Here is a 14,502-nt window from a genome sequence, read left to right on the forward strand (position 1 = left end):
CCGGCTCCTGCAGGGGTTAGCCCACCAGGCCGCGGACGATGAAGAACAGCAGCGATGGCCCCAGCAGGCAGCCCAGCCCGGTGTGGAAGGTGGCGGTCAGGGCGCCGTAGGGCACCAGCCGCCGGTCCGTGGCTGCCAGCCCCGCGGTCACGCCGCTGACGGTGCCGGCCAGGCCACCGAAGACCATCGCCGAACGCGGATTGTCCAGGCCCATCCAGCGCGCGGCCATGGGCGTACCCACCATCACCAGGATCGCCTTGATCAGGCCCGTGGCAATCGACAGGGCCACCACGTCGGAGCTGGCACCAATGGCTGCGCCGGTCACCGGGCCGACGATATAAGTCACCGCGCCGGCACCAATGGTGGTCATGCTCACCGCATCGCGATAGCCGAAGGCCCAGGCGATGCTCGCGCCGACAATGAACGGCAGTACCGTACCCAGCAGCAGCGCCACGGCACCGATCATCCCGGCCTTGCGCGCCTCGGTGGCTTGTACTTCAAAGGCCGTGGCGACGATGGCGAAGTCCCGCAGCATGGCGCCCCCCATCAGGCCGATGCCGGAAAACAGCGCCAGGTCCGCCAGGCCCTTCTGACCACCGGTCAGGGTGCCGCCAACCCAGGCCAGGACCAGGCCGATGACAATGGCAATGGCCGATCCGTGTACCCGGCCGAACGTCAGGCGCTTGGACAGCAGCACCGAGACCCACATGATCACTCCGACGAAGGCGAAGGCGGTGACCAGACCGTTGTGCTCCAGGCCTTTCTCGATCAGATCCCACATCTCAGCGCCCTCCTGCCGGTGCGGCTTTCACACCCGGCTCCAGCGGCTCGGCCGGCAGTGGCTCGCCCTTGTGGGTGCGGCTGATGAGGGCGATGGTGCATCCGCAGAGCACCACCGAACCGATGGCCGCCAGCACCGCCACCGGCCCGCCGTGCAGCGCCGTCACCACGTTCTGCTGGGCGGCCATGGCCACCACCACCGGAATGTACATGGCGCCCCAGAAACCCACGCCCATCTCGCAATCCTTGGTCATGCCGCCGTGCCTGTGCATCCACAAACGGGCGCAGATCAGCAGGATCATGGCGATGCCGACTCCGCCGACATTGGATTTCACCCCCAGCAACACGCCGAGCATGTCGCCGATAATCACACCCGCCAGCGTACAGATCGCCAGCAATGCCACACCGTAGATAATCATTGTCGTAGTCCTCAAAGTGCATCGTCGAAGTTGTTGTTCTTGTGCTTCGTCAGCCTGAGTCGGTGCTCTATCGGTCGCGGCTTCCCTCCTCACTCAACAGGGCTTGCAGGGTATCCAGGCGCGCGCCGTCGAAGGCGATCACCGTCCCTTGGGCAAACACCCGGCGGGCCAGCCCGGTCAGTACCGCGCCGGGAGGCAATTCGATCTGCAGGCGCACCCCGCGCTCGTAGGCGCTTTGCACCGTGCCGCGCCAGTCGACGACGCGGCACATGTTGAAGGCCAGGTCATCGCGCAACGCTTCCACGGAGCGCATGGGCCGCGCTCGGCTGCCACTCAGGTAGCCCAGCTTCGGCAGTTGCAGGGGTACCTCGGCAAAGGCGGCAGCCAGGGCCTGGGCCGGTTGTTCCAGCAGTGGGCAATGGGACGGCACGCTGACCGCCAGGCGCTTGGCCACACCGACCCCGCAACCCCGGGCCAACTCGGCCACGGCATGCATCGCGGCATCGCTGCCGGCGATCACCACCTGGTTGTCGGCGTTGATATTGGCCAGGTACACCGGCCTCTGCGGGCTGTGGACCTGGGCCAGCAGCCCTTCCACCGCCGCCAGTTCCAGGCCGATCAATGCGGTCATGCCATAGCCCTGTGGATAAGCCTGCTGCATCAACTCACCCCGCAGGCTCACCAGGCGCAAGGCGTCGGCAAACTCCAGGGCCCCGGCCACCACCGCCGCCGGATAGGCGCCGATGGACAGGCCCGCCACGTAGTTCACCCGAGTATCGGGCTGCAACAGAGTGCGCGCCGCCGCCACGCCGGCGATCAGCAGGCACAGCTGCACCGCCCGGGTGCTGGCCAGGGCTTGGGGTGAATCCAGCGTCAGTACGTCCTGCCCCAACATATCGCTGGCCTCTTGCAGGCAGGCCCGCGCTTGCGGGCTTTGCGGCAGACGCTGGAGCATCCCCGGCTGCTGCGCGCCCTGGCCCGGAAACACCAGCAGGCTGCTCATGCCGCCTGCTCCTGAGGGTTCCAGGGGTCGCTGACCAGGCGCGCGCCACTGGCGCTCTTGAGCAGAACCCGGGCAGCCGGCCCGGCCCATTCGCGCAGGGCCAGGGCGCCACCGGGCACCTGCAATTGCATATCCACCGGGCAACCGGCGCCGTCCAGCAGCGCCAGCAATTCACGGGCCCGGGCCCGTGGCAGAGGCTCCGGCGTACGCAGGATCAGGTCCAGGTCGCTGTGCTGATGCAAGGCCGCCACGCCGCTCGCCAGCTCGAAACCGGCACTGCCACTCACGCCCCAGATCCACTCCAGGGCATCCAGCTCATCGCGCAAGTGCTGCAACGCCTGCAACGCCGGCCATGGGCCCTGGGGCGGTACATGACACAGCTGCTCGGGGCGCACCCCGCGCTGCACGGCTTGCAGATCCAGCAGCGCCGGATAGCGCTGTTCCCGGGAAATACCGCGCAAACCCACCGCAACCTGCCCCGGTGCAGTCAGGGCCCGGCGCACCACCACCGGCTGACCGGCCTCCAGCACCGCATGGGCCCAGGCCGGCGCATCGCCCGGCAACTGCGCCGGGGTCATGCCCCACAGCAGGTCGTGGGGCAGCCAGGGGCCGCACCCGCTCACCACTGCTCCCGCAGCAACTGCCGGACTCGGCTCGACGCCGCCCGGTTCACCGCGCCCAGACGGCTGCCGAGGTCGACGCCCTTGGCCCGCACATCGGCAATCGCCGCCAACAGGCATTGATTGACCCGGGCCAGATCCTCCGCCGTCGGCTGCTCAATCTGCCGCACCGACAGGGTTTCCCACAGCAGGCCCAGGCCCGCGTAGCTGTCGATGTCATAGGCCATGGGCGGCACGCTGGCGGCCAGGGCTTCCAGCTCCTCGACGCTGCGCAGGGTCACCCGCGCCGCCGAGGCCTTGCCCATGGCGTGCACCATCACCCCCGGGTCACGCAGGGCGATCAAGCGGTTGGCCTGATACCCATGGGCCAGAAAGGCCCCGGACATGGCCTTGCCCACCAGCAGGGCGATCACCGGGTGCCCGGCCAGGCGGGCCCGGGCATAGCTGTCGGCGGCGCCCGCCAGGGCCTGATGAATGCCCAGCGCCTCTTCGCGCCGGCCATAGGCCTGGCTCGGCACATCGACAATGGCGATCAACGCCCGCTTGTGCTCCTGGTCCTGATCGGCGCGGATCACCTCATCCACTGCCTTGGCCAGCCCCCAGCCTTCCAGCAGGCCGACCTCGCCCTGGCGGGCGCGGGGAAAACGGTTGTCGGGGTCAGGCACTACCGCAATGAAGCGCGCCGGCTGCCCGTCCAACTGGCCGTCGGCAACCTTCAAGGAAGGTGGCAGGCCGCTCACGGGGGTCGCATCGCCACTCAAGGCGTCGAACCAGTTCAGGCCCCGCAGGGAACTAGCAGTCATGGGCGGTCTCCTTGATACAGGTCGCGAACCGTCGCCGCATCGATTTGCGGCGTCGTGTCCAGGCGGGACAGACGTTGCAGGTACAGCTCGGCCTCGCGGCTGCGTTGCCGCGACGGCAAGCCCAGGGCCAGCAGCTCACGGACCTGGGCCTGGATCAGTGCCACGTCGTCAGCTACGTAGCGGTCCACCAGGCCACTGGCGAAACGCTGCTCGCCGCCGGTCAGGCTCCAGATGAAAGGCCGGTCCCGGGAGTCGTATTCCTCAAGGCCCGCTTCCTGCTCGATCACCTGCGGGCCGTTGAGCCCCAGGCGCGCTTCCTGGGTGACCAACAGATAACTGCACAAACCGGCGGCAATCGACATGCCGCCAAAGCAGCCGACGCTGCCGGCCACCACGCCGACCACCGGCTGGTACTGGCGCAGGTCGACAATCGCCGCATGAATGTCGGCAATCGCCGCCAGCCCCAGGTTGGCTTCCTGCAGGCGCACGCCGCCGGTTTCCAGCAGCAACACGGCGCGGGTCGGGATGCCGTTGCGGTTGTCCTCGGCAGCCAGCTCCAGGGCGCCGGCAATCTTCGCCCCGCCCACTTCACCGAGGCTGCCGCCCTGGAAAGCGCCTTCGATGGCAGCAATCACCACCGGCGAACCCGCGATGCTGCCCTTGGCGATCACCACCCCGTCATCAGCCTGGGACACTACGCCCTGGCGCTCCAGCCAGGGCGACATGACCCGCTGGAACGGGTCCAGCAACTCACGAAAGCTGCCGGCATCCAGGAGTGCCCGGGCCCGCTGCCGAGCACCCAGCTCGACGAAGCTGTGCTTGTTCAACAAGCGTGCGCTGTCAGTCATGGCCGATCTCCTCGAAGCCCTGTTCCAGGCGCAGGCGCACCACCCCGGGGGTGGCGCCGAAATCATGGATGTCGATCAACAGCGCCGGCGGCGTCTGGCCGTCGAACATGCGCTCGAACAGGTGCTGCCAGCGCGATGCGCTGCCGTTTACCGAGGTCTGTACCTGGATGCTCAATTTGCCGGGTTGGCCCGGCTCCAGCAGCACTTCCAGGTCGCCGGAGCCGACACAGCCCACCAGGGCGCGGCCACGGCCGGGCTGGCCGGCGGGGAATTCAAAGGACAAGGTTTCCATCAGTTCGCTCCCTGGTTAACAGCATCGCCGGATTCGATCCGGTCCAGCAGCAGGCTGGCCGCCAGCAAGTCGGCAGCGCCGCCGGGCGAGGCATTCAAGGTCAGTAGTTGCAGATCCAGTTCATGCAGGCGACGACGCCCGGCCAGGGTGGCGCTGCCACCAGCATCGAGCACCGCCCGGGCCCCCTGCTGCATGGCCTGCAGGCCAAGCTCACCGGCGCGATAGAGCACGCAGGTGTCCGCCAGCCGGCTCATGATCGCCAGCAAGGCATCGAGCCGGGCATTCTGTTCGCCATGGCCCTGGGCGCGGCTGCGCTTGAGCTGCGGCAGCCCCAGTTGCAGCACGGCGGGAAAGCCTTGCTGGGCTTCTTCGCGGGCACCGCGCACGCCGTAGCGCAGCGCCACCTGGGCGCCATGGCTCAAGGGGCGTGGTGCATAACGGTCTTCGAGCAAGGCCAGGTGCGCGGCCCGCAGCGCGACACTGCCGGCACTCGTGGCTTGAGGTTCCAGCGCGGCGGCGGCCACCAGCAGCCCCAGGGCCCAGATCGCCCCGCGATGGGTGTTCACCCCGCCGGTGGTGGCGAGCATGGCCTGCTCGCCTTCTCGGCCAATGCGCCCCAGGGCTTCACGCAGGGGCAGGCCCACTTCCCCGAGCAGCAGGGCAGCGTCGGCCATTTCCTTGAAGGCCGGCCACAGCGACAGCGCCGAGGCATGCATCAGGCCCAGGTGCAGGTCGGTGTGGGCGCCATTGCCACGGCGGTCCACCAGGGCCGGCTTGGGCGACAGGTCGGCCTCGTCGATCAGCGCGTCCACCGCCAGGTCCGCCAGGCGCTCGGCCAGGCTCGGGGTGGGTGATTGCAGGTTGAATGCGTGCATTACCAGCTCCTGAACTTGGCGGGCGGGTTGTACAGGCCACCGGACCACTCCACCAGGTCGGCCACGCTTTTCGCCGCCAGCAGCTCGCGGCTGGCGTCGGTGCGGCGAATGCCCAGGTCTTCCGGCAGGGCAATCAGGCCTTCACGGCGCATGCGCGCGGTGTCCTTGGGGTTGTGGCGCAAGCCGATGGCGGTAACCCCGGCCACGGCGGCGATCATCGCCTGGCGCTCTTCCAGGGAACGGGCCTTGTACAGGTAGGCGATGCCTTCCTCGGTCAGCAGGTGGGTGACGTCGTCGCCGTAGATCATGATCGGCGCCAGGGGCATGCCGCTCTTGCGCGCCACGTCCACCGCGTCGAGGGTTTCGACGAAGGTCGGTTTGCCGCCTTCCTGGAAGGTTTCCACCATCTGCACCACCAGCTTCTTGCCGCGTTCGAGCATGGCCTGGGGTGCATCGCTCTGATCCTGGCGCATATCCAGCCAGGCTGGAGTGCCGTGGCGGCGCCCGCGGGGGTCGTGGCCCATGTTCGGTGCCCCGCCGAAACCGGCCAGGCGGCCACGGGTCACGGTGGAGGAATGGCCGTCGCCATCCACCTGCAAGGTGGCGCCGATAAACAGGTCCACCGCGTACTGCCCCGCCAGCTGGCAGAACATCCGGTTGGAACGCAGGGAACCGTCGCGACCGGTGAAGAACACGTCCGGACGCGCGGCGATGTAGTTTTCCATGCCCAGTTCGGTGCCGAAGCAATGCACGCTGTCCACCCAGCCACTTTCAATGGCCGGAATCAGGGTCGGGTGAGGATTGAGGGTCCAGTTGCGGCAGATCTTGCCTTTCAGGCCCAGGGATTCGCCGTAGGTGGGCAGGATCAGTTCGATGGCCGCGGTGTTGAAACCGATGCCATGGTTCAGCGACTGCACGTTGTGTTTTTCGTAGATGCCGCGAATCGCCATCATCGCCATCAGCACGTGCACCGGCTTGATATGGCGCGGGTCACGGGTGAACAGCGGCTCGATATAGAACGGCTTGTCGGCCACCACCACGAAATCCACCCAGGACGCGGGAATGTCGACCCGGGGCAGCTCGCTGACATCGTCCACCAGCTGGTTGACCTGGACGATGACAATGCCGTCGCTGAAGGCCGCCGGCTCGATCAGCGCGGGCGTGTCCTCGGTACTGGGGCCGGTGTAGATGTTGCCGGCGCGGTCGGCCATGAACCCGGCAGAGAGCACCACATTGGGGATCAGGTCCACCACCAGCCGCGCATAGAGTTCGATGTAGGTATGGATGGCGCCGATTTCCAGCAGCCCGTCTTCCAGCAACTGGCTGATGCGCAGGCTCTGGGTGCCGGCAAAGGAAAAGTCCAGCTTGCGGGCGATGCCGCGCTCGAACAGGTCCAGGTGCTCGGAACGGCCGACGCTGGGCATGATCATGTGCAGGTCATGCAGCCTGGTCGGGTCGGCCTTGGCCAGGGAGCGGGAGAGAAAGTCCGCCTGTTTCTGGTTGTTGCCTTCCAGCACCACCCGGTCGCCGGGCAGGATCAGCGCTTCCAGGGCCGCGACGATCTTGTCGGTCGGCAACACCACGCCATCGGCGATGGCCCGCACCTGCTCGAGGCGCCGCTGCTTTTCGCTGCGCCGCCGCGACCAGCGCGCGTCGGGGGAAATTATTGTTGTCATGCTCACTCCACGGGTTCGCTGTCGTGGCAGTCACCTTAGGAGTGAAAACGGGGGACATCAATCAAGCGCGGCGTTAGATCGTTACGCTCAGCGTAATGATTTGGGAGCCATGGCACTCTCATGCTCTCTCGGTACACAATGCCCGCCGTACCAGCCCATGAGCGGCCTGGGCAGACCAAGATGAGAGTCAGCATGGACACACCGATTCGCTCGAACCAGGCGCTGCTGGAGCAGCTCAAGCATGGCCTGAAGCCCGACTACCTGATGTTCTGGGGGCACCAGCCCACCCGGGACGGACGCATCTCCCAGAGCTGTTTCAGCCAGTGGTTCGACGCAGGTCTGGAACTCGATGGCATTCAGTACCCCAGCGCCGAGCATTTCATGATGGCCGGCAAGGCCCTGCTGTTCGGCGACCAGGAAACCCACGGGCGGATCCTCAAGGCCGTGACGCCCGCCGACGTGAAGCAACTGGGTCGCGAGGTGCGCGGCTTCGATGACGCCCGCTGGACCGAAGCACGCCTGGATATCGTGGTGCAGGGCAACCTGGCCAAGTTCAGCCAACATCAGGCGCTGGGTGAATACCTGCTGTCCACAGGCGACCAGGTACTGGTGGAAGCCAGCCCGGTGGACCGGATCTGGGGCATCGGCCTGGCCGCCGAGGATGCCAGGGCCAGCCAGCCGGAACAGTGGCGCGGCCTGAATCTGCTGGGCTATGCGCTGATGGAGGTGCGGGACAGGTTGCGCATTGGCTGAGGGGCTGCCTTTGCTGGCAAGCCAGCTCCTACCGGCGGTGTTGTGTAGCGGCCGGCTTGCCGGCCAAGAGACCTAGAGCCCCGCCACCAGCAGCTCTTCCAGGGCCAGCAGGTCCGGCACCTTGGCCACCTGCTCGGCCACCTGCACCGCGGCCTTTTCCAGCGCAGCCAGGGGCACGTCGACATAGCTCAACTGGCTGTCGAGCTTGCAGGAGCGGGGAATGCCCTGCACCAGCAGGGCCATGAACTTCAGCTCCGGGCGACCGCCCAGGGCATTGAGCACGACGATCCGCGCCCGCTCGCCAATCACGGTCCTGCCACCGCAGGCCGACTCGAAGCTGATCAGCGGAATCCGCCGCTCGCGCCACAGCACCCGGCCCAGGTACCAGGGCGGTGAATCCAGGTCGAAGGTGCCCTGCTGATAGTCGATCAGCTCGGCCACGGCCACGTTGGGCAGGATCAGGGTACGGTCGGCCAGGGGCAGCAGCAGCCCGGTGAGAGTGCTGGCGCGGTGATCAAGCATGGGTCTTGCTCCACAGGGCGATGCTTTCCAGCAGCACCGACTCTTGATAGGGCTTGCCGAGGTAGTCGTTGACGCCGATGGCCATGGCCCGGTCGCGGTGTTTCTGGCCGGTGCGGGAGGTGATCATGATGATCGGCAGGTGTTGCAGGCGCGGGTCGTTGCGTACCTGGATCGCTACCTCGAAGCCATCCATGCGCGGCATTTCGATGTCCAGCAGCATCAGGTCCGGGGTGTGCTCGGCCAGCAGCGCCATGGCGTCGACCCCATCCTTGGCGGTGAGCACATTCATGCCGTGGCGCTCCAGCAGGCGGCTGGTGACCTTGCGCACCGTGACCGAGTCGTCCACCACCAGCACCAGCATCGGCCGCGGCGGTTGCACCTCGCTGGCCGGCTCGTCGCCCGCCAGGCGCGGCAGCGGTGCCTGGGCCTGCAAGGCGCGGATATGCGCCAGCAAATCGAGAATCAGCACCACCCGACCATCGCCGAGAATCGTCGCCCCGGACAGCCCCTGGACCGCGGCGAACTGCGGCCCCAGGCTCTTGACCACGATTTCCCGGGTACCGGCGGTGGCATCCACCTGCACCGCGATGCGCTGCTCGTTGCAGTGCACCAGCAGCACCGGCAGCGGCTGCACCTGGCCCAGCAGCTTCGGCCGAGGCACGGTGTGCAGCAGCTCCCCCAGGTAGCACAGCTGATAAGACTGGCCGGCGTACTCATAGCGCGGTGGGTCGAGCTGGTAGTAGCCGTCCAGCTCTGCGGGCAGCACCCGGACAATGCCCTCCACGGTATTCAGCGGAATCGCGTACTGCTCGTCGGCGCACTGCACCATCAGCGCGCGGTTGACCGACACGGTGAACGGCAGGCGAATGCGAAAATGCACGCCCTGGCCGGCAACCGAGTCGATGCTCATGCTGCCGCCCAACTGGCGCACCTCTTCATGGACCACGTCCATGCCCACCCCGCGCCCGGAAATCTGAGTGATCTTCTCGGCGGTGGAAAACCCCGGCTGCATGATGAATTGCAGCACTTCGCGGTCGCTGAGCTGCGCCTCGGGGTCCAGCAGGCCGCGCTTGATGGCTTTTTTGCGCACGGCTTCCAGGGGCACCCCGGCGCCGTCGTCGCGCATGTCGAAAATCATGTCGCCGCCCTCGCGGGACAGGTCCAGGCTGATCCGCCCCTCTGCCGGCTTGCCTGCCGCAAGGCGCGCCTCGGCCGATTCCAGGCCGTGGTCCACGGCGTTGCGCAGCATGTGTTCCAGGGGCGCGACCATGCGTTCGAGGACGTTGCGGTCCATTTCCCCTTCGGCGTTGCCGACCACGAACTCCACGTCCTTGCCCAGCTCTTCGGCCACCTGGCGGACGATGCGCTTGAGCCTGGGCACCATGCGCTCGAACGGCACCATGCGCGTGCGCATCAGGCCTTCCTGCAATTCGGTGTTGATCCGGCCCTGCTGCTGCAACAGGTTCTCGGCGTCGTGGTTGCGCCGGTCCAGGGTTTCCTTGAGGTCCAGCAGGTCCGAAGCCGATTCGAACAGGGCCCGGGACAGCTGCTGCAACTGCGAGTGGCGGTCCATTTCCAGGGGGTCGAACTCTTCGTAGCCCAGGCGCTCGGCCTCCACCTGCTGGCGGCTGAGAATCCGCCCCTGGGTTTCGGTGTCCAGGCGGCGCAACTGGTCGCGCATGCGCTCGATGGTGGTTTCCATCTCGCCCAATGCCGTGCGCGCATCGTTGACCTGTTGTTCGATACGGCCACGGAAGATCGAGGTTTCCCCGGCCAGGTTCACCAGGTCGTCCAGTAGCTCTGCCGAGACCTTGACCATGTCCCCCGCCACTGCCGCTTCCGCCGCGGGCGCAGCGGGCTCGGGCTTGGTGCTGGGCAGTGCAGCTTCTGCGGCAACGCCGGTCGCTACCCGCGGATGGCTCAGGTCGTGGATCGCATCGATGAGCTTCTGGGCCGGCTCGATGGGCTGGCCGGCACGGGCCGCATCGAGCATCTGGGCCAGGCGGTCGTGGCTCTTCTGCAACAGGGTGAACAGCACCGGGCTGGGTTGCAGCAGGCCGGCGGACAGGCCTTCGAAGAGAAATTCCAGTTCATGGGCCAGATCGCCGATGGGGGCGATTTCCACCATGCGCGCACCGCCCTTGAGGGTGTGCAGGTCGCGCAGCAGGGTTTCCACTTCCTGGCGACCCTGGGGCTCGGCCTGCCAGCGGGCCAGGGCCGCGGCAGAGCTGTCGATGATGTCGAAACCTTCTTCGAGGAAGATTTCCAGCAGCTCCGGGTCCTGGGCCGCGCGGTCTTCCTCGACCGTGCCCTGGGCCGCTTCGCCGGTGCTGGCGGCCTGCTGCCGGTACGACCGCACAGCCTCGATCTGCGCCCGGGATTCGTCCAGGGGATGCTGCCCCTGCAACTGTTCCAGCAGCAGTGCCAGTTGCTCGTGGCTGCTGCGCAACAGCAGGCCCAGGTGCTGGCTGTGGCTGTAGCGCCGGTCCACCAGCCCCTCGTACAGCGACTCCAGCTCCTGGGCCAGTTCCGCCACCGGGGCCACTTCGGCCATCCGTGCGCCGCCCTTGAGGGTGTGCAGGTCTCGCTGCAGGGAAGACAGTGGCGCGCTATTGTCCGGGTCGGCCAGCCAGCGCTGCAGGGCCTGGTCGGCGCTTTCGAGGATATCCACCGCCTCTTCGAGGAAGATCTCGACAATTTCGTCGTCCGCCTGCATCGGGGCCTCGGCCTGCTCCAGGCGGGCCGTGGCCGCGCCCAGTTCGCTGATGCTCAGGGCGCGGCTGCCATCGCTCTTGATCAGGCCCGTGGCAGAAGGGTCCAGACCTTCATCCAGCAGCTCGCGCAAGGCCTGCACCCGTTCCGGGCGCGGGCTGACTTCCTGGCCTGCGGCCAGCTCGTCGAGCATGTTGATCAAGGCATCATGGGCGCTTTCGGCTTCGTGGAAGAAACGCTCGCTGACGGCCAGGCTGCTCTCTTCCACCGCGCCATAGAGATCGAGCAAGGCTTCGCACAGCTCGTCCACCGGGTACAGGTCGGCCAGGTGCGCGCCCTCGCCCAGGGTGGTCAACTCATCCAGCAGGGCGCTGAGTTCCTGACGCTCGCCCGGGTGCTGCTGCCAACGGCGCAGCAGGCTTTCGGCATCCAGCAGGATGTCCATGCCCTGGGCCAGGAAGTTGTTGATCAACTGCGGGTCGCGCTTGGCCCGGGGCGCGCTGTCCGGGGCGCTGAGCAGGGTTTCCAGGCGCTCCCCCAGCAGGGCCAGGGCGCGGCCCACCAGGGAGCGGGCGCCATCGATGGGCGCCAGCGGGTCGCTGTCCAGTTGCCGCAGGCCCCGGCGCAGCAGGCCTTCGGCCTCCAGCAGCAGCTCCACCTCGTCCAGGTCCAGGGGGATCAAGTGCGCCCGGTATTCCCGGGCCAATTGGTCCAGAGGGCCGGCCAGCTCGGCAATCGGCAGCACTCCGGCCATGGAGGCGCTGCCCTTGAGGGTGTGCAGGGCCCGTTGCAGTTCGTCGCTGGCCTGCAGCGGTACGTGTTCGGCGGCCTGCTCGAGAAAGCGGTTGATGCTGTCCAGGTGGGTCTGGGCCTCGGTGCGGAAGATCTCCAGCAACTGCGGGTCCAAGGCCTCGGCCGGCACTGGCGCCGAGCCTTGCGCGCCATTGGCCAGGGCATGGGCCCGGGCGGCCAGGCGGTCGACATCGTCGCGCTGGCGCTGGGCCTGCTGGGCGAACTCGGCAATCAGTTCCGGCAACAGTTGCAGGGTGTCGGCCACCAGTTGCCGGGCTTCGACACCGGGCTCCACGCTGTGCTCCAGCACCCGGTTGAGAAGGTTTTCCACCGCCCAGGCCAGCTCCCCCAGCACCAGCGCGCGCACCATGCGCCCGCTGCCCTTGAGGGTGTGGAAGGCCCGGCGCAGTTCGCTCAGGGCAGATGTGCCATGGGGGGCCGCGGCCCAGCGCGGCAGATACTCGCGCAGCATCTCCAGCACTTCCTCGGTTTCTTCGAGGAAGACTTCCCGCAGTTCATCGTCCACCGGCTCCTCGTCCCCTGGCGGCGGCAACAGGCTGCCCGGGGTGATCAGGGCCGGCGGGTTGAGGGCCGAGACCGGCACCGCCAGGACATCCGCCAGGGACTGCGCCACCCGGGGATCGTCCAGCTCTTGCAGGTCCTGCATCACCAGGGCTTCGCTGGGGCTCAAGGGCTGATCGAGCAACGGCACCTGCTCCACCGGCACATAGCCCAGGGCGAGCAGGCCCTGCTGGGCCACATCGAGGATCTTCTCCCCCGGCGCCTCGTGGTCCTCGCTCAGGCGCTCCAGGTAGTACTCCAGGCTGGTGAGCACATCCGCCAGGTGGTCCAGTTGCTGCCAGTCGGGCCGGGAACGGGCCGCTAGCAGGTGTTCGACGACAAACTGCTGGCAAGCCTGCATCAGCCCCGCCGCGCGGGGCAGCGGGATCATCGCCAGGGCGCCGCGCACCTGGGTCAGCAGCTCGGGCAGCGCCTGCAGGTGTTCGGCGTCCCAGTCGGCCTCGATGCACTCGGCGATCAGGTCCTTGGCCTGGTGCAGGCAAACCCGCGCCTCCTGGATCACCAACTGGTGGATCTGGGTCAGGTCGGTGGTGGGCAGGCGGCTTTCCTCACGGCTCTCCGGCTCCACGGTGCCGGCCATGCCGGCCAGGGTCGCTTCCACGTACAGCAGGGCCCCCGCCACATCCATCAGCACCGCGTCGTCCGGCGTGCGCTGGCCCTGGGCCAGACTCTGGACCACCGCCAACTGATCGATGATGACCTTGCGCGGCTGGCCGAAGCCCAGCACTGCCAGGGTGTCGGCGATCTGCCGCAGGGGCGACAGCAGCCCTTCGAGGTCATCGGTGTGCTGGCGGTCGCTGCGCACGAACAGGTCGAGGCGTTCCTTGACCCGCACCAGGCCATCGCACACCGCAGTCAGCACCGAGCGCATGGCATCCCGGTCGGGGCCGGCCAGGCGGGCCCGCTCCTCGTCCACCACTGCGCTGTCGGGCAAGGCGTCATCCAGTCCGTAACGTTCTTTCATGGTCAGCATCAATGGGGTGGGATGGCGCGCCTTGGCGATATAGAACAGCAGGCTCTTGAGCAATTCATCGGGGGCCGGCCGGTTGATCCCGGCCATGCCCTGTTCCAGCAGGCGCTTGAGCTCCTTGTCGGCATCCTTGAGCAGGCTGCGCACCGCCGGGCTGTTGGCGATCTCGTCGTGGCGCATGCCTTCCACCAGGGCCGAGGCGATATGCCACAAGGGCGCCAGCGGGGCGTCCTGGCACAAGGCTTCCAGGCGTTCGAAGACCTTGGCCATGTAGCCCAGGCTCTGCTCGTCATCCTGCTCGCGCAGCAGGTCCACCAGGGCGGTCTGCAACATGTGTCGCAGCTTGCGCAACTGGTTGGGCAATTCCAGGGGTTCCAAAGCCGCCAGGGCCTTGTCGCTCAGGGGGGGCAGGCTGGGCAGTTGCGGACTGAACAGGCTGGTTTCCGAGAGCAGGCTCTCGCCCCGGGCACTGCGCAGGTCGTTGAGCAGCGGCAGCACAACCAGCGGCAGGTCGCGCCGCGCGCTCTGCACCCGGTCCAGGTACTGGGGCAACTGGCCGATGGCCTGGCGCAGCAGGCGCAGGGCTTCGTCGCGCTGGGCCACGCGCCCCTGCTGCAGGGCCAGGGCGAGCTTTTCCATTTCTTCAGCCAGCAGCGCGGCGCCGTAGAACTCCACCATCTGCAGGCTGCCTTGGACCAGGTGAATGCCTTCCAGGCACTGGTCGATGGCCTCCAGGGCCTGGGGATCGTCCGCCAGATGCTCCAGCGCCTGATGCGCCTGCTTCAGGGTCTCGGCAATTTCGCCCTTGACCCACTCCAGGGCTACATAGTCGTGCCGATCAACCATAACCACTCC

12 protein-coding genes are annotated in these 14,502 nt (G+C 67.4%); 1 reads left to right on the plus strand and 11 read right to left on the minus strand.

The window, feature by feature from the left end:
* Positions 1 to 16: 16 nt before the first annotated feature.
* From madM to mdcA, 9 genes are all read right to left on the minus strand, one after another.
* The gene (gene madM / locus BLS75_RS22160) at positions 17 to 781 is read right to left on the minus strand and encodes a malonate transporter subunit MadM (protein ID WP_011063986.1); all 765 of its coding nucleotides are present in this window, start codon (positions 779 to 781) and stop codon (positions 17 to 19) included.
* A gap of 1 nt (position 782) precedes the next feature.
* Positions 783 to 1,199: a malonate transporter subunit MadL gene (gene madL, locus BLS75_RS22165; RefSeq protein ID WP_015637351.1), complete on the minus strand. Its 417-nt coding sequence runs from the start codon at positions 1,197 to 1,199 to the stop codon at positions 783 to 785.
* A 67-nt stretch (positions 1,200 to 1,266) separates the two neighbouring features.
* Entirely contained in the window at positions 1,267 to 2,202 is a 936-nt protein-coding gene (mdcH, locus tag BLS75_RS22170; RefSeq protein ID WP_072451791.1) for a malonate decarboxylase subunit epsilon, read from the minus strand.
* Positions 2,199 to 2,825 carry a malonate decarboxylase holo-ACP synthase gene (locus tag BLS75_RS22175; RefSeq protein ID WP_065365094.1) on the minus strand — a complete coding sequence of 209 codons (627 nt, stop codon included), beginning with the start codon at positions 2,823 to 2,825 and terminating at the stop codon, positions 2,199 to 2,201. Before BLS75_RS22175 ends, mdcH begins: the two co-directional genes overlap by 4 nt.
* Positions 2,822 to 3,625 carry a biotin-independent malonate decarboxylase subunit gamma gene (gene mdcE, locus BLS75_RS22180; RefSeq protein ID WP_015637354.1) on the minus strand — a complete coding sequence of 268 codons (804 nt, stop codon included), beginning with the start codon at positions 3,623 to 3,625 and terminating at the stop codon, positions 2,822 to 2,824. The genes BLS75_RS22175 and mdcE overlap by 4 nt, the downstream gene beginning before the upstream one ends.
* The gene (locus tag BLS75_RS22185) at positions 3,622 to 4,473 is read right to left on the minus strand and encodes a biotin-independent malonate decarboxylase subunit beta (protein WP_072451792.1); all 852 of its coding nucleotides are present in this window, start codon (positions 4,471 to 4,473) and stop codon (positions 3,622 to 3,624) included. Before BLS75_RS22185 ends, mdcE begins: the two co-directional genes overlap by 4 nt.
* Positions 4,466 to 4,765 (minus strand): malonate decarboxylase subunit delta, encoded by a 300-nt coding sequence (locus BLS75_RS22190; protein ID WP_015637356.1) that lies wholly within the window; start codon positions 4,763 to 4,765, stop codon positions 4,466 to 4,468. The genes BLS75_RS22185 and BLS75_RS22190 overlap by 8 nt, the downstream gene beginning before the upstream one ends.
* On the minus strand, positions 4,765 to 5,640 hold the full coding sequence (locus BLS75_RS22195; RefSeq protein WP_072451793.1) for a triphosphoribosyl-dephospho-CoA synthase: 876 nt from the start codon (positions 5,638 to 5,640) through the stop codon (positions 4,765 to 4,767). The genes BLS75_RS22190 and BLS75_RS22195 overlap by 1 nt, the downstream gene beginning before the upstream one ends.
* Positions 5,640 to 7,316 carry a malonate decarboxylase subunit alpha gene (gene mdcA, locus BLS75_RS22200; RefSeq protein WP_072451794.1) on the minus strand — a complete coding sequence of 559 codons (1,677 nt, stop codon included), beginning with the start codon at positions 7,314 to 7,316 and terminating at the stop codon, positions 5,640 to 5,642. Before mdcA ends, BLS75_RS22195 begins: the two co-directional genes overlap by 1 nt.
* Before the next feature lie 192 nt (positions 7,317 to 7,508).
* Between mdcA and BLS75_RS22205 the strand changes: the two genes are divergently transcribed.
* A complete protein-coding gene (locus tag BLS75_RS22205; RefSeq protein ID WP_072451795.1) occupies positions 7,509 to 8,069 on the plus strand; it encodes an NADAR family protein in 561 nt (186 codons plus the stop codon).
* Between the two features lie 72 nt (positions 8,070 to 8,141).
* On the opposite strand, the gene BLS75_RS22210 is transcribed toward BLS75_RS22205, so the two are convergent.
* Both BLS75_RS22210 and BLS75_RS22215 read right to left on the minus strand, forming a co-directional pair.
* Positions 8,142 to 8,591 (minus strand): chemotaxis protein CheW, encoded by a 450-nt coding sequence (locus BLS75_RS22210; protein WP_019095284.1) that lies wholly within the window; start codon positions 8,589 to 8,591, stop codon positions 8,142 to 8,144.
* Positions 8,584 to 14,493: an Hpt domain-containing protein gene (locus BLS75_RS22215; RefSeq protein WP_072451796.1), complete on the minus strand. Its 5,910-nt coding sequence runs from the start codon at positions 14,491 to 14,493 to the stop codon at positions 8,584 to 8,586. Before BLS75_RS22215 ends, BLS75_RS22210 begins: the two co-directional genes overlap by 8 nt.
* Positions 14,494 to 14,502: the final 9 nt, after the last annotated feature.

Origin of the sequence: Pseudomonas sp. NFPP12 (assembly GCF_900103205.1) — a bacterium.
GTDB classification, from domain to species: domain Bacteria; phylum Pseudomonadota; class Gammaproteobacteria; order Pseudomonadales; family Pseudomonadaceae; genus Aquipseudomonas; species Aquipseudomonas protegens.

Bases quoted from the DNA above. Each gene is read 5' to 3' on its own strand.
- madM (WP_011063986.1), bottom strand. From the start codon at position 781: ATGTGGGATCTGATCGAGAAAGGCCTGGAGCACAACGGTCTGGTCACC.
- madL (WP_015637351.1), bottom strand. From the start codon at position 1,199: ATGATTATCTACGGTGTGGCATTGCTGGCGATCTGTACGCTGGCGGGT.
- mdcH (WP_072451791.1), bottom strand. From the start codon at position 2,202: ATGAGCAGCCTGCTGGTGTTTCCGGGCCAGGGCGCGCAGCAGCCGGGG.
- mdcE (WP_015637354.1), bottom strand. From the start codon at position 3,625: ATGACTGCTAGTTCCCTGCGGGGCCTGAACTGGTTCGACGCCTTGAGT.
- BLS75_RS22185 (WP_072451792.1), bottom strand. From the start codon at position 4,473: ATGACTGACAGCGCACGCTTGTTGAACAAGCACAGCTTCGTCGAGCTG.
- BLS75_RS22190 (WP_015637356.1), bottom strand. From the start codon at position 4,765: ATGGAAACCTTGTCCTTTGAATTCCCCGCCGGCCAGCCCGGCCGTGGC.
- BLS75_RS22195 (WP_072451793.1), bottom strand. From the start codon at position 5,640: ATGCACGCATTCAACCTGCAATCACCCACCCCGAGCCTGGCCGAGCGC.
- mdcA (WP_072451794.1), bottom strand. From the start codon at position 7,316: ATGACAACAATAATTTCCCCCGACGCGCGCTGGTCGCGGCGGCGCAGC.
- BLS75_RS22205 (WP_072451795.1), top strand. From the start codon at position 7,509: ATGGACACACCGATTCGCTCGAACCAGGCGCTGCTGGAGCAGCTCAAG.
- BLS75_RS22210 (WP_019095284.1), bottom strand. From the start codon at position 8,591: ATGCTTGATCACCGCGCCAGCACTCTCACCGGGCTGCTGCTGCCCCTG.
- BLS75_RS22215 (WP_072451796.1), bottom strand. From the start codon at position 14,493: ATGGTTGATCGGCACGACTATGTAGCCCTGGAGTGGGTCAAGGGCGAA.